The sequence below is a fragment of the Paenalcaligenes hermetiae genome, assembly GCF_039543645.1.
Classification (GTDB): domain Bacteria; phylum Pseudomonadota; class Gammaproteobacteria; order Burkholderiales; family Burkholderiaceae_B; genus Paenalcaligenes; species Paenalcaligenes hermetiae.
Window position 1 is genome coordinate 130,039 of the sequence record NZ_BAABKD010000001.1, and the last position, 19,283, is coordinate 149,321.

The following is a 19,283-nucleotide window of genomic DNA, read 5'->3' on the forward strand; positions in this document are numbered from 1 at the left end:
CTATTGATTACGCACCGATGGTTTTTTCTATATCATAGTGCTGCTGCAAAAGCTGCTGAATCTGTGCCGCTGTCGGCTGATGATTTTGTGGGCCTTTAGAGGAGATCTTCAAACTACCCATTACATTGCCCAAGCAAGCGGACTCATACCAGCCCCAGCCCTCGGTCAGACCATGCAGTAAGCCCGCCCGATGCGCATCACCACACCCTGTGGGGTCGGCTACCTTTGACACAGGAACCGGTGCAATCTCCACGGTTTCACCATTCACATATAGCGTAGCACCTTTAGCGCCTTTAGTGACAACAACAGCTTGTAAATTTTTGGCAATATCCGCCATGGAGCGCCCCGTCCGTTGCACAATCACTTCAGCCTCGTACTCATTAGCGGTTAGCACAGAGCATAACGCTAACATCCGCGCTAAGTCCTCACCCTCAAATAAAGGCATGGCTTGCCCAAGGTCAAAAATAAACGGCGTACCTTGGGCGTGTAAGCGTTCTGCGTGAGCAAACATCCCGTCTTTGGAGTCTGGTGCCACGATCGCCCACGCCGCCTGCTGACCAGATAAATCATTGGCCGCCGAATGCAGCATCGCCCCAGGGTGAAATGAAGCGATTTGGTTACTATCTAAGTCTGTCGTAATAAAGCACTGGGCAGAAAATAAGTCCTCGCGCACTTGCATCATACTCGTATCAATACCCAGCTGTTTAAAGCGCTCAACATATTCGATGCCATCGGCTCCAACCACCCCTACCGGCACCGCTTGAGCGCCCAATAGGTGTAGGTTATACGCTATATTACCCGCACACCCTCCATACTCTTTACGTAACGCAGGCACAAAAAAAGACACGCTGAGCGCTTGCACATTATCTGGCAAAATATGATCTTTAAAGTGCCCTTCAAAGACAGCAATCGAATCAAACGCCAAAGACCCGCATACTAAAATCCGCTTAGACATAAATATAAAAACCTTTATGGATAATATTTTTCCACGGTAAAACCGTTAATTTTTTTATTAGGAATGGTCACAGGTAGTCGTACAGCATATTGCTGCCCTGCTGCAAAAGGACGTAAACGCTGGCTAGCTGGCAAATACTGCTCCGGTGTAACAGCTATTGTCGCTAACACTGCCGCCGAAGCATCCGTAAAACTTAGCACCAATGTCGGCCACTCTTGCGGCCATGCGAGATGATTTTTTAGTTGTAACTGTAGTAAGTAAGTGCTTTTTTTAGAAGGCTCAGTAGCTGGCTGCAACTGCAAAGCACTATGCAAAACCTCGATGGCTTCGACTTCGCGCATATAAGGCACATCACAACCCACCGCATCGCATAGGGTCTGTAAGACTGGTCGTGTAAATGCCACGCTATTTGCTATCTGGGCTCGATACACATAAACCAACTGCATCACGGTGATGATAAATAATCCGCCAACCAACAGTTGCCAAAATAAACGCCCCCACACCGAGACAGGCGCGGCACTTGGCAAAGACCGACGGGGAACGTCTAGCTCGACTCGCTCGCCTACATACCATTCGGGTTCAGTTAACTGTTGGCGCCGCTCAGAGTGATCCAATACCACCCGCACCGGCGACTCTGTGGGCTCTGTGTCTACCACTTTGGGTGGCGCGCCATGCCGCTGTGGCTCGGATAGAGGAACACGCGTTTCAGGAGCCGATGCTTTTTGAGGCAGGGGTACGCCTGAGGCTAAGGGGGCCTCCCCGATAAAATGGTGCCTAAGACCACTCGGCGATGACGGTGGGGTAACAGCTGTCGGCTCTGTTATGGTTGCTGCCTGTGGCTCCACCACCGAATCATACGCATCGAAAATATACGCACAATGTGTACAACGAAATAATCCCTTACGCTGTTGCAGCTGCGCCAGCGTTAAATCAAAGCGTGTATGACATTGCGGACATTGGGTAGTTAACTCGATCATGAGCCCTTAGCCTAACGATTAGTTTTGCTTATGCGCCACCAAACCAATCCAACCCTCGCGTTCACGCCAAGGGGTTAAATGCAGATAATCGCTATAAGCCTCTTGCATCTCTGCCGTTTGCCACTCAAAAATACCGGCCAACACTAAAAAACCACCGGGTTTAACGCGTGCTGCTAACATCGGCGCAAGGATTTTCAGGGGGTTAGCTAAAATATTCGCTACCACTACATCATATTGTTGCTCGGGCAGGTCTCCTGGCAACATCGCATTCACATACACACTATTGTTTTGCGCATTTGCCTGTGTGGAAAACACCGCTTGTTCATCCACATCCACCCCATCAGTATGTCCAGCACCCAGCTTCTTTGCTGCAATCGCTAAAATGCCTGAACCACACCCATAGTCTAAAACGGTTTGTCCGGCTTGCAAATGCTCTGATAACCACTCTAAGCATAGATGTGTGGTGGGATGGCTCCCTGTGCCAAAAGCCAAGCCTGGATCCAGCTGAATACACACTTTGCCTTCGCTTTGCGCTTGTTGCGCCACAGCGTCTTCGGCGTGCCAGCTCGGTACGATCAAAATACGCTCACCGACCTCGATCGGACCAAACTGGGACTGCGTTAAGCGGACCCAGTCGTTATCTGGTACATCTCGTACATGCCAGTCTCCCTCGTCGATATCTAAGATCTGGTGGTCGCGCAACTGCTGAACCATTTCGGCAGCATCCGCGTCCTCGGGCAACAACGCCACTACCCGATTACGTCGCCAAGCAAAGACCTCGGGTTCTAAACCAGGCTCGCCATAAAGCGGGGACTCCGCATCGGTATTTTCATCAGCGTCTTCTACTGAAACAGACAAAACGCCTAGTTCAAGCAAGGCATCAGAAACCTGTTCTGCCTGCTCTTCCGCACATAATAAAACGATTTCACGCATAAGGTGTTTTCCAAAAAATAAAAGCAGAGGCAAGCCTCTGCTTTATATTTTACCGCGAGTTCGCCATTAAGGGCGTTTTGCCAATTTTTCTTCAAGATAGTGGATACTAAACGAGCCCGACTGAAACTGTGGGTCTTGCATGAGTTCACGATGAAGTGGAATATTGGTTTTCACCCCTTCGACGATCATTTCTGATAAAGCAATGTCCATGCGAGCAATCGCCTGCTCACGCGTTTCGCCATAGCTAATCAGCTTACCAATCATGGAATCATAGTTCGAAGGCACGGTATAGCCAGCAAACACGTGCGAGTCCATGCGAATCCCTGGGCCCCCTGGTGTATGCCATTTGGAGATATGTCCAGGGCTAGGAATAAATTTGAATGGGTCCTCGGCGTTGATACGACATTCGATAGAATGCCCCTTGAATTGGATGTCACGCTGGCGCAAAGTGAATTTTTCACCGGCAGCAATCAGGATCTGCTGCTGCACCAAATCAATACCGGTAACCATCTCGGTAATGGTGTGCTCTACCTGAATGCGCGTATTCATTTCGATAAAATAAAACTCACCATCCTCGTAGAGAAACTCAAACGTCCCCGCACCGCGATAGTTGAGCTTACGGCATGCATCCACACAGCGATCACCAATGCGTTCGATCAGCTTACGCGGAATACCGGGAGCAGGTGCTTCTTCGATCACTTTTTGGTGACGGCGCTGCATAGAGCAATCGCGCTCACCGAGCCAAACTGCATGACCATTACCATCGGCTAACACCTGGATCTCGATATGGCGAGGATTTTGCAGGTATTTTTCCATGTAGAGGTCAGGGTTACCAAATGCCGCTTCGGCTTCAGCACGAGTTGTCGCCACCGCATTCAATAAAGCCCCCTCGGTGAAAACAACACGCATACCGCGCCCGCCTCCGCCACCGGAAGCTTTGACAATGACGGGGTAACCAATATCACGAGCAATGCGAATGATTTCCTCTGGGTCATCGGGCAATGCCCCTGCCGAGCCTGGTACCACCGGTACATTAGCCTCGATCATGGTTTTTTTCGCAGTGACCTTGTCACCCATCAGGCGAATCGTATCAGCACGAGGACCAATAAACACAAAACCACTTTTTTCGACACGCTCAGCAAAGTCTGCATTCTCAGCCAAAAAACCATATCCAGGGTGAATGGCTTCTGCATCCGTGACTTCGGCGGCCGCAATAATAGCGGGCATATTTAAATAGCTTTCGCGGGGGTTCGCCGGACCAATACAAACCGATTCATCGGCCAAACGTACATATTTGGCATCACGGTCTGCTTCGGAGTGCACCACTACGGTTTTAATACCCATTTCGCGACAAGCGCGCTGGATGCGTAGGGCGATTTCCCCCCGGTTAGCGATAAGGATCTTTTCAAACATGAAATTAGCCAATCACAAACAAGGGCTGACCGTATTCGACGGGCGCACCATTTTCAACAAGGATTTCTTTAATAACACCGGCTTTATCTGCTTCGATTTCATTAAGCAGCTTCATCGCCTCGATGATACAGAGCGCGTCACCTTCTTGAACGCTTTGGCCTACCTCTACAAATGGAGCTGCTCCAGGATTCGGAGCGCGATAAAATGTACCCACCATTGGTGCTGTTACCACATGGCCCTCGGGCACAGCAGGAGCACTTTCTGCGGCGGGTGCTGCGGCGGGAGCGGCAGCAGCTGGTGCAGCCATCGGCATCGCAGCAGGCGCTGTGGCGTATACCATTTGTTGAGGTGCAGCAGGGGCCGACTTAACAATTCTGACCTTGCCATCACCCTCGGTGACTTCGAGTTCAGAAATATCAGACTCTGCAACGAGGTCAATTAAGGTTTTAAGTTTTCTAAGATCCATGCATGTTTCCTGCCACACCACTGCCGTGTATCACTAAAAACGGTCAGGGTGCTGTTAAAATTGGATGAAAGATTAAGCCATAGCATAACGCAATGCGGCTTCGTAGCCATAAGCCCCTAAACCCACAATAACACCTTTAGCCAAGTCCGATAAATAGGAATGGTGCCTAAAGGTTTCGCGTTGATGCACATTAGATAAATGTACCTCGATAAAGGGAATAGCAACGCCCGCCAAAGCATCACGTATCGCCACACTCGTATGCGTGTACGCGCCAGCATTGATTACGATGTAATCGATCTGTTCATGACGCGCTTGATGGATACGATCCACCAGAGCGCCTTCGGAGTTGCTTTGATAAGTGCTACACGTACCCCCTAAGTCTGCTGCCACGTGCCGTAGATGCTGGTTAATATCATCCAAGGTCTGTGAACCATAAATATGCGGTTCACGCTGGCCTAACAAGTTTAAGTTGGGTCCATGTATCACAAGTATATGACGAGCCATGGCTTAATAACGTGATAATTATAGATCGCTTTTTTACGCCAAAAAGCCCTGTTTGTCTATAAAAACAAGCATTTTTAACATAAAAAAGCCCAAGATACGGCTGTAGTTTAAACGAAAAAGCCGTTGTTTGCCGGCAAGTTAAGGGGTTTTTTTCAAATTATTGATTTTGCTATCTAAATCCTTTTTGTCGATCTGACCAAGAATCTGATGCACCACCGTACCATCTGCCGAGATCACCAAAGTAAAAGGCAGCCCCCCTTTGGGGTTACCGAGCGCACGCATATGCTTGACGCCACTATGCCCCGGCACATAAAGATCATACGAAACGGGTATTTCCTGTAAGAATCTTTTGACATTACGCTGTGTATCTATGGCTAAACCAACAAACTGTACATCTGTATGCGATTGACTCAGCGCCTCTAAGTCAGGCATTTCCTCTACACAAGGCGGGCACCATGTCGCCCAAAAATTAACAACCAAGGGTTTTCCCGTGTATTGTGATAACGCGGTGCTTTCGCCATTCAGGTCATCAACGCTTAACTCGAACACAGACTGTGCTAACGCAGGTCTTAGCCCCAACGCAAAGAGAATGGTGATCCAAAAAGCAGCTAAACGGCGTAAAAACATGACGATCTCAGTATCCTTTCCTTTGGTTTTTGCTCTATTTAGAACTGAGGTTCTATAAAAAGTTCCATTTTTGCTTTATAGCAAGCAAATGTTGTCTAAAATGGGAGCAAATGGAGGTTTTATGCATATTCATATATTAGGTATTTGCGGTACGTTTATGGGGGGCTTAGCACTGATAGCCCGTGCTGCTGGGCATCGTGTTACAGGCTGCGATGCGGGTGTTTACCCCCCAATGAGTACCCAGCTGCAAGAGCAAGGGATCGATTTAATCGAAGGCTATGATGCCGATCAAGTTCAGCTCAAGCCTGATTTATTCGTGATTGGTAATGTAGTCAGTCGTGGCAACCCACTGATGGAAGCCATTTTAGACCAAGGTTTACCTTATACCTCTGGGCCACAATGGTTGGGCGAGAATATACTACGCTCACAGCATGTGCTTGCTGTCGCTGGCACCCACGGTAAAACCTCCACCAGTTCCATGTTAGCTTGGATTCTGGAGTACCATCAGCGCCAACCTAATTTTTTAATCGGTGGCGTCGCACCTGATTTAGGGGTATCCGCTCGTTTTGATGCCAAACAGTCGTTGTTTGTCATCGAAGCGGATGAATACGATACCGCATTTTTTGATAAACGCTCTAAATTTGTCCACTATCGACCGCGCACTGCCATTTTAAACAATTTAGAATTTGACCACGCGGATATTTTTGCGGATTTGGCCGCTATCGAAACCCAATTCCATCATCTGGTGCGTACAATTCCTAGCCATGGTCTGATTATTCGTCCCCAAGACAGCCCTGCATTAGACCGTGCGCTTGAGCGCGGCTGTTGGACACCCGTCAGTTACTTGGACTCCCCCACTGGTTGGTACGCCGAACAAATCGACCCACAGTCTGTACGCGTTGATTTTAATCAGCAACCACAAGGTCACATTCATTGGCACCTAAGCGGTGAGCATAATCGGCTCAATGCGCTTGCCGCCATTGCCGCCGCCCACCATGTAGGAATTTCCCCTCAACAAAGTTGCGAGGCGCTTAGCCATTTTCAGGGTATTAAGCGACGCATGGAACTACGCGGCACAGTAAATCATATCCGTGTATACGATGATTTTGCTCACCACCCCACGGCGATTGCCTTAACGCTGGCCGGTTTACGCCAACAAATAACCGATCAAGAGCGCATTATTGCCGTGCTTGAGCCGCGCTCCAATACCATGAAGCTCGGCGCCATGGCGGCTCGCTTGCCCGGCGCTTTAGCTGATGCGGATCATACTTTTTGCTATAGCGAATCCCAAGGTAAGCACGCGCTCAACTGGGATGCCCACGCTACCTTTGCCCCTTTAGGCAGCAAAGCCACGGTATATCAGGATCTCAATCAGCTGGTCCAAGCCGTGGTGGCTCACGCGCAACCCCATGATCATATTGTAATTATGAGTAATGGCAGCTTTGGGGGTGTGCATGACCATATTCTCAATGGCTTAGACCACCGTTTTTCAGAGTAAAGGTTGATATGATTCTTTATCTTCACGGCTTTCGCTCCTCTCCCCAGTCTTATAAAGCGCAAGTACTAGCACATGTAATGCAGGCTAAAAACCAAAGCCATCGTTGGGTCTGCCCCCAGTTACCGGCAAGCCCAGCGGCCGCTATTGCCCTGTGTAATGACTTGATCCAAAAAGCCCAACTCACCAATCCGAGCCAAGAGCTCGTAATCATCGGCTCTTCATTAGGTGGGTTTTATGCTCATGTACTCGCAGAGCAATGGGGTTGCAAGGCCGTTCTACTTAATCCTGCGGTTCACGCTCCTCGTGATTTAGCCACGCAGGTGGGTACCCACACAATGTACCACTCTGATGAGCCTTTTGAGTTTTTGCCACAGTATGTTGATGAGCTCTCCGCCATGCAACCACAGCAGGTTAGCAGCCCTCAACGTTATTATTTACTCGCGGCCAGTGGTGACGAGGTCTTAAACCACCAAGAAATGCTCCAGGCCTTTCATGGCAGCCAAGGCCTACTCATTTTTGGCAGTGATCACGGTATCGCGGATTTTGATCTTTACCTACACCCTGTTTTACACTTTATAGACCCTACCCTGTGTAGCTGACACTCTGCTTTTTGTTCTAACACCCAAGGTTCTTATGTACGTCCTTTTTGAAGACAACGGCAAATTCAAAGCCGAAAAAATTTTTTCTCAAGCTGATACCACGTTACAGGTAGAGTCAGCCACTGGCAAACGCAGTAAAATTCGTAAAAATAATGTTTTTTTTGAATTTAGTGCGCCTGAACCCACTTTACTGTTAGAACAAGCAGAACAACTCGCTGCGGATTTTGATATTGATTTTTTATGGGAGTGCGCACCCGAAGACGAGTTCCATGCGGTGGATTTTGCTCAAGAATATTTTGGTCACCCACCTAGCGCCGTCGAGAAAACGGCTTTGATCTTGGCTTTGCATAGTGCGCCCGCTTACTTCCACCGACGGGGCAAAGGCTTATACCGAGCCGCCCCCAAGGACATTCTTCAAGCCGCTTTGGCAGCTATAGAAAAAAAACGTCAGCAAGCAGAACAACAAGAAGCTTGGACGCAAGCCATGATCGCTGGCGAGCTACCCGCCGAGATCGCCGCTGTTGCCAATCACCTGCTCACTTCACCCGATAAAAATAGTATAGAGTGGAAAGCCTTTGATGCTGCCGTACAGCATTTAGCGATTAGCCCAGAACAGTTATTGCTGGATTTAAATGCCTGGTCTAGCCCCTTAGCCCTTCATCGATATCGGTTTTTCTCACACTATTTTCCTAAGGGCACCGATTTTCCTGAAATCGAGCTAAAAAATGGTTGGGGGCAGGACTTCCCCTTGGCCGAAGTACAAGCCTACTCTTTAGACGACGCTAACACCACCGAGATTGACGATGCTATTTCTATTCAAGCCATTGGCTCACAGCAGTGGCGCGTAGGTATTCATATTGCTACCCCAGGGTTAGCAGTACAGCGTGATAACGAGCTAGATCAACTAGCGCGCAAACGCTTATCCACTCTGTATACCCCCGGGCAAAAAGTTTCCATGTTGCCCGAAAATGTGATTCGTCAGTTTTCTTTGGATGCTGGGTTAGAGCGCCCTGCTGTGTCCTTATACGTGGACATTGATCTGGAGCAAGGCCTAATTCTCCAACACCATACACGCCTGGAACGAATTCAAGTCAAAGAAAATCTACGGCAAAACGATCTTGATCCACTCGTTACCCTAGAAGCGCTTAATGACCCTAATCAGGACCTGCCCTATGCCGACTGGATACGCCCCTTATGGGCCGTGACCCAGTTTTTAGCCAAGCAGCGTGAACAGATTCGAGGCAAACCCGAGAACAATAATCGGGTTGAGTTTTTATTTGAACTCGAAGGGGAGCCCGACAACCCCGATAGCATCGTGCACCTCATACCACGTGTGCGCAATGCCCCCTTGGGCTTAATCACCGCTGAAATGATGATTTTGGCTAATAATCTTTGGGGTGGCTTACTCGCCCAATACGATGTACCTGGGATTTATCGCTCACAACAAAATATGCGTACCCGCATGTCGACCCATGCCCTGCCTCACGAAAGCATTGGTGTGCCACAATATGCCTGGTCAACCTCTCCGTTACGCCGCTATGTGGATTTAGTCAATCAGTGGCAAATTATGGCGGCGGCTGAACATGGGGTATCGGCGCGGCTTGTTGCGCCTTTTAAACCTAAAGAAGCCGATTTATTTGCAATTATTGGGGCGTTTGATGCGCAATATACGGCATGGAATGAATTCCAACAACGCCTTGAACGCTACTGGGTATTACGTTGGCTAAAACAGCAACAAATTGAACAAATCCCCGCCACTGTCATCAAAGAGGATCTTGTACGCTTTGATATTGCACCTTTTATAACGCGTGTGCCTAGCCTAACAGAAGTGACACGTGGGCAAAAAGTTATACTGGACTTACTCACCACCGACGAGTTAACGCTTACCGTTAGCTGTCGCGTTCGTGAAATTCTTCCTCTACCTGAACCCGATCAGGCTCCTTTGCTCGAATGATGATAAAGCGCCTCTTATCTCCTTTTGATTACCTTTGGTTAGCTATTGCCTTATCGCTCACCATTCATGGCGCTTTTTTTTATCTTTTTTGGCCCACCAACCATTCCTTACGCTTATCCAACGAACCAGAAGTGGCTCTCATTAACTACAAAAATGATGAGCCTGTGCTTGAAGCACTGCTGTTAGCACAATGGCAGTCCGCTGGTGGAGGGAGCGGGCAGCCTACCAATGCCGCCAGCGCACCATTTAGTGGGCAAGCCCTACCCACCCCCAATGAGCTCGTGCTACAAGCGCTACGCGAGCGCTTGCGCCAAGCAGAACAAGAACAACTACAATTGCTGATGCAACTCGAGTCCGAGTGGCAGCATGCGCAACAAGAGTCTGCCCAAAATCAGACTGAAACCCTTCACGCCGCTCAGGAAACCACTCATCAAAATGAGCTTGCACAAAAAATTCATGTGCTTAAAGCCAAGATCGAACACCATAATGCCCAACCACGCATTCATTTTGATGCACCTACGACCAAAGCCTCGCCCTATGCGGCGTATATCGAGGCTTGGCGCGCTAAAGTCGAACGCTTAGGCACAGAGCATTATCCGGAACAAGCCAAGGGACAGCTCTCTGACCGTTTACAAATGACGGTATACATAGATAATGAAGGACATTTACTCAAGGTCGATATTCATCAGCCAGCTCACAATCCGCTATTTAATGTAGCGGCTCAGCGCATTATTCGTTTAGCTGCTCCTTTTGAAGCATTTAGTCCAGAAATGAAAGCAGAGATTGATGTGCTTGCGATCACACGGAGCTGGCATTTCACCCAAGGTCAACTTAGTACGCAATCACCATGACTTCTTATCCCTTACAATGTGCCGTCATCGGCAATCCCATTGCGCATAGCCGCTCTCCAGAGATTCATCATGCCTTTGCCAAGCAGTGTGGATTGGCTCTGCAGTACCAGCGTCTCTTAGCAAATGACAATGATTTCTCTGATCATGTGCGTGGTTTTTTTGCTCAAGGTGGACGGGGCTTAAATGTCACGGTCCCTTTCAAGGAAAAGGCCTTTGCTTTAGCAGATGTAATCAGCCCCCGTGCCCAACAAGCAGGTGCAATCAATACTCTCTGGATGCAAGATGGCCAACTGCATGGTTGTAATACTGATGGTATTGGCTTAGTACAAGACTTAATCCGTTTAGGTTTTGATCCAAAGCAGCAACGTGTATTGCTGATTGGTGCGGGTGGTGCAGCGCGCGGCGTGCTTCTTCCTCTTATCGAAGCAGGGGTCAAGCAACTACGTGTGGTTAATCGCACAGCAGCCAAAGCCCAACAACTCATCAGCCCCTTAGCACATACGACTTCAGCTTTAGAGGCCGGCGGTTTAGACAACACCCAGGGCATCTGGGATATCGTTATCAATGCCACCTCGAGCAGCCTACAAGCGCGCCACCCATTAGACGTACCCCTTAGTTTTAGCTCACAGGCGTTGGCTTACGATATGGTGTATGGGGCTCAGCCTACGCCATTTATGCAAAGCTGCTTACAACAAGGCGCCAGCCACAGTGCTGACGGCTTAGGTATGCTCGTTGGCCAAGCAGCAGAAAGCTTTGCGATTTGGCATGGACAACGTCCAGATCCTGCCCCAGTACTGACCTTTTTACGCCAACAATTGGAGTCATGAAACACACATCCCCTAGCCCTGCCAAACGGCTCGCCGTTGTCTTACTCGTCTCCATAGCGCTGGTACTGCTGTATCAGCTAAGCTTTTTGGTGCGTATCGTCTGGTTTAATTTTTATAATCCTAACTCCAGTGCCGTGATGCGTCAGACCCTAAGCGAGCTACGCAAAGACGATCCAAACGTACAGCTACGTTTTGAGTGGGTGGATTATGATCAAATCAGCCCACATATTAAACGCGCGGTGATTAGCTCCGAAGACGCCAATTTTTTGGATCACACCGGAGTCGAGTGGCAGGCCATACGCCAAGCGTGGGAATACAATAAAAAACAGGCGGCTCAGGGGTCCGAACGACGTCGTGGTGGCTCTACCCTAACGCAACAATTGGCTAAAAATCTTTTTCTTTCTACGTCCCGTAGCTATACACGTAAAGGCCAAGAGCTTATCTTAAGCTATATGATCGAATACGTGATGCCTAAGCAACGTATATTAGAACTGTATTTAAATATGGCCCAGTGGGGGCAAGTAGACTTTGGCGTCCAAGCCGCCGCACAGCGCTATTTTAAAACAGATGCCAAACAGCTCAACGCTAGCCAAGCGGCGCGGCTTGCTGCTATGCTACCTAACCCTGTTTTTTATGACAGGAATGGCAACACCCCTTATTTACAACGCCGCACTAACACCATCATGCAACGTATGCGCCAAGTTCGCATACCTTAATGGATTTACTTTATGCGCACCGCTCGCCGTTACATTGCATCCGAAATTTACCGCTCCAGTGCAGTCGTCTTACTGGCTCTGATTGGTTTATTTAGCTTTTTTAATTTAATCGAGGATTTAGACAAATTAAGCGCCACGTTTAGCCTAACCAATCTGTTATATCTACAAGCGCTTAGCTTACCTAGCCAACTCTATGAACTTTTACCCATTGGGTTGCTCATCGGTGCGGTATTAGCATTGGCTGGACTAGCACAACGGAATGAGCTTGTTGTGCTGCGTGTTGCGGGTGTTAGTGGTTTACAGCTGCTATTACTTTTGTGGGTGATCACGATTCCAGCCATGCTAGGGGCATTAGCCCTATCCGAATACATCACCCCACGCGCGGAAATCCAAGCCAGCGAAAGCAGTTTAAAACTGCTGGGGCGTGCGGGTGGAGGGCGCTTACATAGTGGCTACTGGTTTAAAGAAAACGAGAGCCAAGACACAATGCGTCTCATCAATATCGGTCGCTTAGCCGATAAATCCACGGTGCAAGAAATTACGGTTTTTGAATTTAACTCAAAACAGCATCTACGCGCTTATATTCAAGCAAAAAGCGGTTACTTCCAAGACGGTCAACTGCATCTACAACAAGTGCAACATGCACAGCTTCCTGAAAATGTCTTAGATGCCTTACAGCAAGGATACGTACGTACTGAACCCTTACTCATTCGTGAAAGCATTGACCATCTACGTTTAAACACAAGCTTAAGTGCAGAGCGCTTACTCGCTCGTATTCTCACTCCTGAGCGCATGACGATCAATGACCTGATGGATTATATTGATTACTTAGACAGTAACCAGTTGCAATCCGACCGCCAAACGGTGGCCTTATGGCGCAAAATTGCCTACCCTTTTTCGCTATTGGTCATGATTACCATTGCCGCGCCCATTAGCTTTATGCAGACACGCCGTGGTGGTGTGGGCAGTAAAATCTTTATTGGCATTTTAATCGGGGTCGGCTTTTTTATGATGAACCAGCTCGCCTTAAACGTTGGCATGCTAAGCCGTTGGCAACCTTGGGTTACGGCTTTACTACCCAGCTTATTGGCTTTGTGTTTGGCGCTACTGGCTTTGTTTATTATTGAAAATAAGCACCGCTGGCGTAAAAAAATCACTTCGGAGCATGCGGCATGACACACCGTTCTTCTATTTGGGTCATCGGCGATATACAAGGCTGCGCACAAAGCCTACGTCACTTACTCCAACAACCTGCACTGCAAGACCCCAACGCTCACTTTATTTTTGTAGGGGATTTGGTCAATCGAGGTCCTGACTCTGTCGGAGTATTGCGTCAAATTCAAGCTCTAGGAAAACGCGCACAAACGGTACTCGGCAACCATGATCTGCATTTACTTGGTGTAGCGGCTGGTCAGCGCAAATGTAATCGATCGGATACATTGTCTTCGGTGCTAACCGCTCCCGATGCCGATGCGCTGATTCACTGGTTACGCCACCAACCCTTAGCGCTGCACCATGCCGGTCACCTTATCATTCATGCAGGGCTACACCCTGCTTGGTCCTTGCAGACAGTATTACACCTAGCCCATGAGGTTGAGCAAACATTACAAAGCCCTCATTGGCAGGACCATATTGCTCAACTCTTTGGCAATCAGCCCAGCCAGTGGGCAAACGATTTGGAGCCCATCGCAAGACAACGCTACACCGTTAATGCGCTAACACGCTTACGGCATTTTACAGCCAAAGGTGAAATCGACCATCAATATAAAGGCGCCCCCAAAGCCCAACTAGGCCTCACGCCCTGGTTTGATATGGAAAACCGCCAAATCGAAACACCTGTAATCTTTGGCCACTGGTCGACACTAGGCTTATATATGCGTGCCGATGTGATGGGGATTGATACCGGATGCTTATGGGGCGGGCAGCTCACGGCGGTGGATTTACGTACACGCCAAATTGTACAAGTCGCCAACCAAGACGGTCCCCTACGCCCAAACTAGCATAGTGCTAAAGCGCTTTTTGGATAGCGGTCTGAGCTTGAAGTGCTGTTTCCACGCGCCCCTGCTGTCGATTCTGCGCATGCGGCAATACGGCTAAAAACTCACACTCCACCCGCACTCCGGGGCGACTTAAAAGCAACCACATATTTTGCAAAAGACTTTGTTCCCCGACAAACGCCACTCGGGGGCTGCGCTGTTCACCATCATAAAAACGCAACACTAAGGGCTGAATATCCACCCCTGTGCTCAATGCGGTTTCAAATAAGCTTGCATGAAAACTGCCCACTGCCAAACCATCAGAAGTTGTGCCCTCAGGAAACAATCCAATCGCTTGATTTTGTCTAAACAACGCCTGCATTTGCTCTGATACATACTTAATGGCTTGGCGCTGCCCGCGCTCGATAAACACCGTACCAGCCCCCGCTACTAGCCAACCCAATACCGGCCAACGGCGAATTTCACTTTTTGCCACAAAAGCCGTTGCACGCTGAGCATTCAAAATAAAAATGTCTAACCATGACACATGATTAGACACAAATAACACCGGTGTGGCCGTCACCACCTGCCCTATATAATCCACGCGAACTCCGCACCAGTGCAATAATCCACGGGACCACCACCGAATTTGCTGATTACGCCCTGCTTGCTGCAAAAAAGGAAAAACTAAAGCAAGTAAAAGCAGCCCCAGCCCTACCCACAAAAAAAGCGCGCTAAGGCGCCATACAAATCGCCACACGCTCATTCTGCTTTTTGATCCAACCACCGTTGTAATATCACCGCCGCTGCCACTGCATCATCGTCAGCATGCGTCGCTAAAATAGCCTGTGCCTCTAGACTTGAGCCGCGTTCATCGACTAAGTGCACCATCAGGCCATAGCGCCCATGCAGTTGATGCGCAAAGCGCCGACAACGCAGCGAACTATACTGCTCCTGCCCATCCAAGGTTAATGGCAGCCCCACTACGACAGCATCAGGTTGCCATTCCTCTAATAACTGCTCGATTTGAGCGAAACGTTCTTGCTTTGTCACAGGACGTAAAATTGTCAACGGACGCGCCTGTGCGGTTAGGGTATTGCCTATGGCCACACCGATTTTTTTAAGGCCATAATCAAAGCCGAGTAATGTTGCAGCCTCAGGCATGACCTGCAGTTCCTGTCAACATAATAGGATCAATACCAAGCTGCGCTAACGCGGCTTGGTAACGCTCCGAAGCGGGGATAGTAAACAAAATATCCACATTGGCCTCCACATGGAGCCAAGCCCCTTGGGCCATTTCCTCTTCAAGCTGCCCCTCGCCCCAGCCTGCATAACCCAGAGTGACCAGCAGCTGATCAGGACCACCACCAGCTGCCACCTCTTGCAATACATCACGCGAAGTCGTTAACGCCACATCCCCCATACGAATACTCGAGCTGTAATCCCCTACAGGCTGATGCAGCACAAAACCACGATCGGTCTGTACCGGCCCCCCAAAAAACACCGGTGTGTCTTGACGCACCCCAATCTCTAGTGATAGGTCTAAATCAATGCGCTGAAGTAGGTCGCCCAAAGTTAAATCTGTCGGTCGATTGATCACAATCCCTAAAGCGCCCTCTTCGTTATGCTCACAGATATAGATGACCGTATCCGCTAAGCTTCCTCCCACCATGCCGGGCATGGCGACCAGCAACTGCCGCGAAAAATCCACGCGCTGTAGGTGAGACGATGTTGTTGTGGTTGGCATCACAATCTCCTGGAATCAAAACAACCAAGGGAATAAGGCGTTAAAGACATGGATACGTTAGACTTCAATCATTTCAAAGTCTTCTTTACGCGCACCACACTCAGGGCACACCCAGTTAGGGGGGACGTCTTCCCATTTGGTGCCTGGAGCGATGCCCTCTTCGGGTAAACCGGCTTCCTCATCATAGATCCATCCACAGATCAAACACATCCATGTACTCATAATAAAACTCACTAAAAAACAAGGATTGCCCGAAACAAGAGGCAATCTATTAAAATGAACTGATAATACTGAAAATAAACAAAAGATAGTACCTGTTTATTTTTGATTCACGCTAATCGTTTCGCATTTTTTCATTTTCATGGCTGCTATGACTGCAACCCCTCCGCCCACCGTATTGATTTTTGCACCATTAGACCCAACGGGGGCTATGTATCTGCCTGCCGATGCCATCAGCTGCGCCGCTGTCGGTTGTCACGCTTTGAGTATCGTCACCGCATCACATGTTCAAGATACGACTCACACGGAACAAATCACCCTTACAGCACCGGATATTCTGTATGATCAAATGCGGTGCTTACTTGAGGATATGTCGGTACATAGTATCAAAGCCGGTCCTATTTATAGCATTGATACCGCCAGCGTGTTAGCGCAAATCGCAGCGGACTACCCGGATTTGCCCTTGGTGCTCCACCTACAATCCATCCCTGACGACAGTATTTTAAGCAATAATGCCGATGTGGATGAGATTACCGACGCCATCTGTCAGCTCGTCGTCCCACAAGCCGATTTGGTCGTGGCTGACCAGACCCTTCTGATGCAATGGCAGGCAGACGGGCTGCTGCCCGAGCAAAACAACCCGATCAACAGTTTATTGGACTGTGGTACCGAATGGGTATTTTGCTCACTGCCCCAGCCTGAGTCCGTTACAGTTTTGCACCAGCTTTATAATCAAGATGGTTTACAACAGCAATGGCAAAGCCCTGTGCCATCAGCACGGCTGCAAGACACCGAAGGATTATTAAGCACCAACATCTGCGCTTTTTTGGCCAAAGGACTACCAATGGCCGAGGCCTGTGCTGCAGCAATCCACCATATACATGATGCCATTCCCCATGCTTTTCAAGCAGGAATGGGCGCTCGCATTATAAACCAAGGTCTGAACCGGAACTAGAATGACAGCCTCTTTACCCTTACGCTTTCCACGTGGCTTATACGGTATCACCCCCGAATGGGAGGATACTGCGCGCCTACTGGACGCGATTCGTGCTGCTTATGATGGGGGCATGCAAGTGCTGCAATGGCGTCGTAAGCTCGCTCCAACGGCCTTACACCACCAACAGCGTCAGGCTGTACAAACGCTTTGTCAACAACTGGGGCTACCGCTCATTATCAATGACGACTGGCAAAGCGCTCGCGAGCTCGGTGTGGCCGGGGCCCATTTAGGCCGCGAGGACGGTGAGCTGCGTCATGCCCGAGCCGGGCTCGCTCCCCAGCAATGGCTGGGTAGCTCCTGCTATGACCGTCTTGACCTTGCCGAACAAGCCCTGCAAATTGGTGTCGACTATGTGGCATTTGGTGCGGTGTACCCCTCACAGGTTAAACCTAACGCCCCACGTGCCACGCTCACTGTTTTGCAACAGGGGCGAGCGCTTTGCGAGCGCTTTGCTCAAAATGAACGTGCTGCGGTAGTGGCAATTGGTGGGATTACCTCAACCAATGCCGCACCTTTAATCGAGGCCGGTGTAGATAGCATTGCAGTTATCAGCAGTCTATTTGAAGCCGAAGACATCTACACCGAAGCCCGTGCCTTTAGCCGCCTTTTTCAAATGTAATTAACAGGATTTTTTATGTCTACCAATAAAGAACTTTTTGATCGCGCTTGCCAGCATATTCCAGGCGGAGTGAACTCGCCCGTGCGCGCTTTTGGCTCCGTGGGTGGTACACCACGCTTCATTGCCCGCGCCCAAGGTGCTTATGTGTGGGATGCCGAAGGCAAACAATACATTGACTATGTTGGCTCTTGGGGGCCAGCCATTTTGGGTCATGCCCATCCTGACGTGGTAAAAGCCGTACAAACAGCGGCTGCCGATGGCTTGTCCTTTGGTGCGCCCACAGCAGGCGAAGTGGAACTGGCCGAGCTAATCTGTCAGCGCTTGCCCTCTATTGAAAAAGTTCGTTTGGTTAGCTCTGGCACCGAAGCCACCATGAGTGCAATTCGTTTAGCACGCGGTTATACCGGTCGCAACAAAATCATTAAATTTGAAGGCTGCTACCACGGTCACGCGGACAGCTTGTTGGTAAAAGCCGGCTCGGGCTTGCTAACGTTTGGCAATCCCACCTCGGCAGGCGTACCCGAAGATTTTATTCGTCATACCCTAGTTCTAGACTACAACAACATCGAAGCCGTTAAAACCGCATTTGCAGAGCATGGCTCAGATATTGCCTGCGTCATTGTTGAGCCGGTAGCTGGTAATATGAATTTAATCAAACCCGTCGCCGGTTTTTTAGAAACCCTGCGCGAGCTCTGTACCGAACACCAGTCCGTTTTAATTTTTGACGAAGTCATGACCGGCTTTAGGGCAGGGCCACAAGGTGTACAAGGCCTAACCGGCATTAAACCGGATATGACTACCCTCGCTAAAGTGATTGGCGGCGGTATGCCTGTCGGTGCTTTTGGTGGCCGAGCCGATATTATGGATGCCATTGCCCCGTTGGGCGGCGTTTATCAAGCCGGTACGCTATCCGGTAACCCCGTGGCGGTAGCTGCTGGTCTCGCTACCTTAAAACTGCTAGATAACGAGGCGTTTTATCAACAGCTTGCTGCACAAACCCAAAAATTAGCACAAGGCCTAGAAGCCGCAGCCAAAGCCGAAGGCATCACTTTTTGTACTGATTCCGTCGGCGGCATGCTTGGCTTGTATTTCAGCGAAACCATACCTACCTCTTTTGCCGAAGTCTCTGCCAGCAACACCACAAAATTTAACCAATTCTTTCACGCCATGCTCGATGAGGGCGTGTATTGGGCACCATCGGCCTTTGAGGCCTCGTTTACCTCCGGCGCTCATACCGACGAGGTGATTCAAGCCACGCTCGATGCCGCCGCTAAAGTTTTCAAGCAGATTAAAGACTAACTCTTTGATTCTCTCTTGATTATTCGCAAGGCATAATCATTTTGCCCCCCATAGAATCAATACCATGTTCAATTTAAAAATGGTATGACATATTGGGGGGCATAAT

The 19,283-nt window shown here is 49.3% G+C and carries 22 protein-coding genes; 11 read left to right on the plus strand and 11 right to left on the minus strand.

Annotated elements, in window-relative coordinates; genetic code table 11:
* Positions 1-7 precede the first annotated feature (7 nt).
* The 7 genes from ABD980_RS00610 to ABD980_RS00640 all read right to left on the minus strand — a co-directional run bounded on the left by ABD980_RS00610 (position 8) and on the right by ABD980_RS00640 (position 5,875).
* Entirely contained in the window at positions 8-955 is a 948-nt protein-coding gene (locus tag ABD980_RS00610) for a carbohydrate kinase family protein (protein WP_345368859.1), read from the minus strand.
* Positions 956-969: 14 nt separating this feature from the next.
* Complete coding sequence (locus tag ABD980_RS00615; protein WP_345368861.1) at positions 970-1,932, minus strand: zinc-ribbon and DUF3426 domain-containing protein; 963 nt, start codon at positions 1,930-1,932, stop codon at positions 970-972.
* Between the two features lie 18 nt (positions 1,933-1,950).
* A complete protein-coding gene (prmA, locus tag ABD980_RS00620; RefSeq protein ID WP_260650050.1) occupies positions 1,951-2,865 on the minus strand; it encodes a 50S ribosomal protein L11 methyltransferase in 915 nt (304 codons plus the stop codon).
* A gap of 66 nt (positions 2,866-2,931) precedes the next feature.
* Positions 2,932-4,278, minus strand: coding sequence for an acetyl-CoA carboxylase biotin carboxylase subunit (gene accC / locus ABD980_RS00625; RefSeq protein ID WP_260650049.1), 1,347 nt, complete (start codon positions 4,276-4,278; stop codon positions 2,932-2,934).
* Positions 4,279-4,282: 4 nt separating this feature from the next.
* Positions 4,283-4,744 carry an acetyl-CoA carboxylase biotin carboxyl carrier protein gene (gene accB, locus ABD980_RS00630; protein ID WP_300646724.1) on the minus strand — a complete coding sequence of 154 codons (462 nt, stop codon included), beginning with the start codon at positions 4,742-4,744 and terminating at the stop codon, positions 4,283-4,285.
* Between the two features lie 72 nt (positions 4,745-4,816).
* Positions 4,817-5,248 (minus strand): type II 3-dehydroquinate dehydratase, encoded by a 432-nt coding sequence (gene aroQ, locus ABD980_RS00635; protein WP_260650047.1) that lies wholly within the window; start codon positions 5,246-5,248, stop codon positions 4,817-4,819.
* A 138-nt stretch (positions 5,249-5,386) separates the two neighbouring features.
* Complete coding sequence (locus ABD980_RS00640) at positions 5,387-5,875, minus strand: TlpA family protein disulfide reductase (RefSeq protein ID WP_345368865.1); 489 nt, start codon at positions 5,873-5,875, stop codon at positions 5,387-5,389.
* A 121-nt stretch (positions 5,876-5,996) separates the two neighbouring features.
* Here ABD980_RS00640 and mpl point away from each other — a divergent pair, with 121 nt between their 5' ends.
* Genes mpl through ABD980_RS00680 form a run of 8 tightly spaced genes read left to right on the plus strand, consistent with a single transcriptional unit; the run spans position 5,997 to position 14,320 of the window.
* Complete coding sequence (gene mpl / locus ABD980_RS00645) at positions 5,997-7,373, plus strand: UDP-N-acetylmuramate:L-alanyl-gamma-D-glutamyl-meso-diaminopimelate ligase (protein ID WP_345368867.1); 1,377 nt, start codon at positions 5,997-5,999, stop codon at positions 7,371-7,373.
* A gap of 8 nt (positions 7,374-7,381) precedes the next feature.
* Positions 7,382-7,972, plus strand: coding sequence for a YqiA/YcfP family alpha/beta fold hydrolase (locus ABD980_RS00650; RefSeq protein WP_345368869.1), 591 nt, complete (start codon positions 7,382-7,384; stop codon positions 7,970-7,972).
* A gap of 34 nt (positions 7,973-8,006) precedes the next feature.
* Positions 8,007-9,926, plus strand: coding sequence for a ribonuclease catalytic domain-containing protein (locus tag ABD980_RS00655; RefSeq protein WP_345368871.1), 1,920 nt, complete (start codon positions 8,007-8,009; stop codon positions 9,924-9,926).
* Positions 9,923-10,777, plus strand: a complete 855-nt coding sequence (locus tag ABD980_RS00660) for an energy transducer TonB (protein WP_345368873.1) — start codon at positions 9,923-9,925, stop codon at positions 10,775-10,777. The genes ABD980_RS00655 and ABD980_RS00660 overlap by 4 nt, the downstream gene beginning before the upstream one ends.
* Positions 10,774-11,604 (plus strand): shikimate dehydrogenase, encoded by an 831-nt coding sequence (gene aroE, locus ABD980_RS00665; protein WP_345368875.1) that lies wholly within the window; start codon positions 10,774-10,776, stop codon positions 11,602-11,604. The genes ABD980_RS00660 and aroE overlap by 4 nt, the downstream gene beginning before the upstream one ends.
* Entirely contained in the window at positions 11,601-12,320 is a 720-nt protein-coding gene (gene mtgA / locus ABD980_RS00670) for a monofunctional biosynthetic peptidoglycan transglycosylase (RefSeq protein WP_345368877.1), read from the plus strand. Before aroE ends, mtgA begins: the two co-directional genes overlap by 4 nt.
* A gap of 12 nt (positions 12,321-12,332) precedes the next feature.
* Positions 12,333-13,496 carry an LPS export ABC transporter permease LptG gene (gene lptG, locus ABD980_RS00675; RefSeq protein WP_345368879.1) on the plus strand — a complete coding sequence of 388 codons (1,164 nt, stop codon included), beginning with the start codon at positions 12,333-12,335 and terminating at the stop codon, positions 13,494-13,496.
* Complete coding sequence (locus tag ABD980_RS00680; RefSeq protein WP_345368881.1) at positions 13,493-14,320, plus strand: symmetrical bis(5'-nucleosyl)-tetraphosphatase; 828 nt, start codon at positions 13,493-13,495, stop codon at positions 14,318-14,320. The genes lptG and ABD980_RS00680 overlap by 4 nt, the downstream gene beginning before the upstream one ends.
* A 7-nt stretch (positions 14,321-14,327) precedes the next feature.
* Here the strand turns inward: ABD980_RS00680 and ABD980_RS00685 are convergent, their stop codons facing one another.
* Genes ABD980_RS00685 through ABD980_RS00700 form a run of 4 tightly spaced genes read right to left on the minus strand, consistent with a single transcriptional unit; the run spans position 14,328 to position 16,265 of the window.
* Positions 14,328-15,062, minus strand: a complete 735-nt coding sequence (locus ABD980_RS00685) for a lysophospholipid acyltransferase family protein (RefSeq protein ID WP_345368883.1) — start codon at positions 15,060-15,062, stop codon at positions 14,328-14,330.
* Positions 15,059-15,460 (minus strand): Holliday junction resolvase RuvX, encoded by a 402-nt coding sequence (gene ruvX, locus ABD980_RS00690; RefSeq protein ID WP_300647178.1) that lies wholly within the window; start codon positions 15,458-15,460, stop codon positions 15,059-15,061. The genes ABD980_RS00685 and ruvX overlap by 4 nt, the downstream gene beginning before the upstream one ends.
* Complete coding sequence (locus ABD980_RS00695) at positions 15,453-16,043, minus strand: YqgE/AlgH family protein (RefSeq protein ID WP_260650035.1); 591 nt, start codon at positions 16,041-16,043, stop codon at positions 15,453-15,455. Before ABD980_RS00695 ends, ruvX begins: the two co-directional genes overlap by 8 nt.
* Positions 16,044-16,100: 57 nt before the next feature.
* Entirely contained in the window at positions 16,101-16,265 is a 165-nt protein-coding gene (locus ABD980_RS00700; RefSeq protein ID WP_077733889.1) for a rubredoxin, read from the minus strand.
* Positions 16,266-16,413: 148 nt separating this feature from the next.
* Here ABD980_RS00700 and thiD point away from each other — a divergent pair, with 148 nt between their 5' ends.
* The 3 genes from thiD to hemL are packed head-to-tail and all read left to right on the plus strand — an operon-like array spanning position 16,414 to position 19,177.
* Entirely contained in the window at positions 16,414-17,217 is an 804-nt protein-coding gene (thiD, locus tag ABD980_RS00705; RefSeq protein WP_345368889.1) for a bifunctional hydroxymethylpyrimidine kinase/phosphomethylpyrimidine kinase, read from the plus strand.
* 1 nt (position 17,218) lies between these two features.
* On the plus strand, positions 17,219-17,878 hold the full coding sequence (thiE, locus tag ABD980_RS00710) for a thiamine phosphate synthase (protein WP_345368891.1): 660 nt from the start codon (positions 17,219-17,221) through the stop codon (positions 17,876-17,878).
* Positions 17,879-17,893: 15 nt separating this feature from the next.
* Positions 17,894-19,177: a glutamate-1-semialdehyde 2,1-aminomutase gene (gene hemL / locus ABD980_RS00715; protein ID WP_345368893.1), complete on the plus strand. Its 1,284-nt coding sequence runs from the start codon at positions 17,894-17,896 to the stop codon at positions 19,175-19,177.
* Positions 19,178-19,283 lie beyond the last annotated feature (106 nt).

Excerpts from the sequence above, each read along its gene's own strand:
- accB (WP_300646724.1), bottom strand. The coding sequence starts at position 4,744 with ATGGATCTTAGAAAACTTAAAACCTTAATTGACCTCGTTGCAGAGTCT.
- ABD980_RS00640 (WP_345368865.1), bottom strand. The coding sequence starts at position 5,875 with ATGTTTTTACGCCGTTTAGCTGCTTTTTGGATCACCATTCTCTTTGCG.
- mpl (WP_345368867.1), top strand. The coding sequence starts at position 5,997 with ATGCATATTCATATATTAGGTATTTGCGGTACGTTTATGGGGGGCTTA.
- aroQ (WP_260650047.1), bottom strand. The coding sequence starts at position 5,248 with ATGGCTCGTCATATACTTGTGATACATGGACCCAACTTAAACTTGTTA.
- ABD980_RS00660 (WP_345368873.1), top strand. The coding sequence starts at position 9,923 with ATGATGATAAAGCGCCTCTTATCTCCTTTTGATTACCTTTGGTTAGCT.
- lptG (WP_345368879.1), top strand. The coding sequence starts at position 12,333 with ATGCGCACCGCTCGCCGTTACATTGCATCCGAAATTTACCGCTCCAGT.
- thiE (WP_345368891.1), top strand. The coding sequence starts at position 17,219 with ATGACAGCCTCTTTACCCTTACGCTTTCCACGTGGCTTATACGGTATC.
- ABD980_RS00695 (WP_260650035.1), bottom strand. The coding sequence starts at position 16,043 with ATGCCAACCACAACAACATCGTCTCACCTACAGCGCGTGGATTTTTCG.
- ABD980_RS00700 (WP_077733889.1), bottom strand. The coding sequence starts at position 16,265 with ATGAGTACATGGATGTGTTTGATCTGTGGATGGATCTATGATGAGGAA.
- accC (WP_260650049.1), bottom strand. The coding sequence starts at position 4,278 with ATGTTTGAAAAGATCCTTATCGCTAACCGGGGGGAAATCGCCCTACGC.
- aroE (WP_345368875.1), top strand. The coding sequence starts at position 10,774 with ATGACTTCTTATCCCTTACAATGTGCCGTCATCGGCAATCCCATTGCG.
- ABD980_RS00615 (WP_345368861.1), bottom strand. The coding sequence starts at position 1,932 with ATGATCGAGTTAACTACCCAATGTCCGCAATGTCATACACGCTTTGAT.
- ABD980_RS00685 (WP_345368883.1), bottom strand. The coding sequence starts at position 15,062 with ATGAGCGTGTGGCGATTTGTATGGCGCCTTAGCGCGCTTTTTTTGTGG.
- ABD980_RS00610 (WP_345368859.1), bottom strand. The coding sequence starts at position 955 with ATGTCTAAGCGGATTTTAGTATGCGGGTCTTTGGCGTTTGATTCGATT.
- mtgA (WP_345368877.1), top strand. The coding sequence starts at position 11,601 with ATGAAACACACATCCCCTAGCCCTGCCAAACGGCTCGCCGTTGTCTTA.
- ABD980_RS00650 (WP_345368869.1), top strand. The coding sequence starts at position 7,382 with ATGATTCTTTATCTTCACGGCTTTCGCTCCTCTCCCCAGTCTTATAAA.
- ruvX (WP_300647178.1), bottom strand. The coding sequence starts at position 15,460 with ATGCCTGAGGCTGCAACATTACTCGGCTTTGATTATGGCCTTAAAAAA.
- ABD980_RS00680 (WP_345368881.1), top strand. The coding sequence starts at position 13,493 with ATGACACACCGTTCTTCTATTTGGGTCATCGGCGATATACAAGGCTGC.
- ABD980_RS00655 (WP_345368871.1), top strand. The coding sequence starts at position 8,007 with ATGTACGTCCTTTTTGAAGACAACGGCAAATTCAAAGCCGAAAAAATT.
- prmA (WP_260650050.1), bottom strand. The coding sequence starts at position 2,865 with ATGCGTGAAATCGTTTTATTATGTGCGGAAGAGCAGGCAGAACAGGTT.
- hemL (WP_345368893.1), top strand. The coding sequence starts at position 17,894 with ATGTCTACCAATAAAGAACTTTTTGATCGCGCTTGCCAGCATATTCCA.
- thiD (WP_345368889.1), top strand. The coding sequence starts at position 16,414 with ATGACTGCAACCCCTCCGCCCACCGTATTGATTTTTGCACCATTAGAC.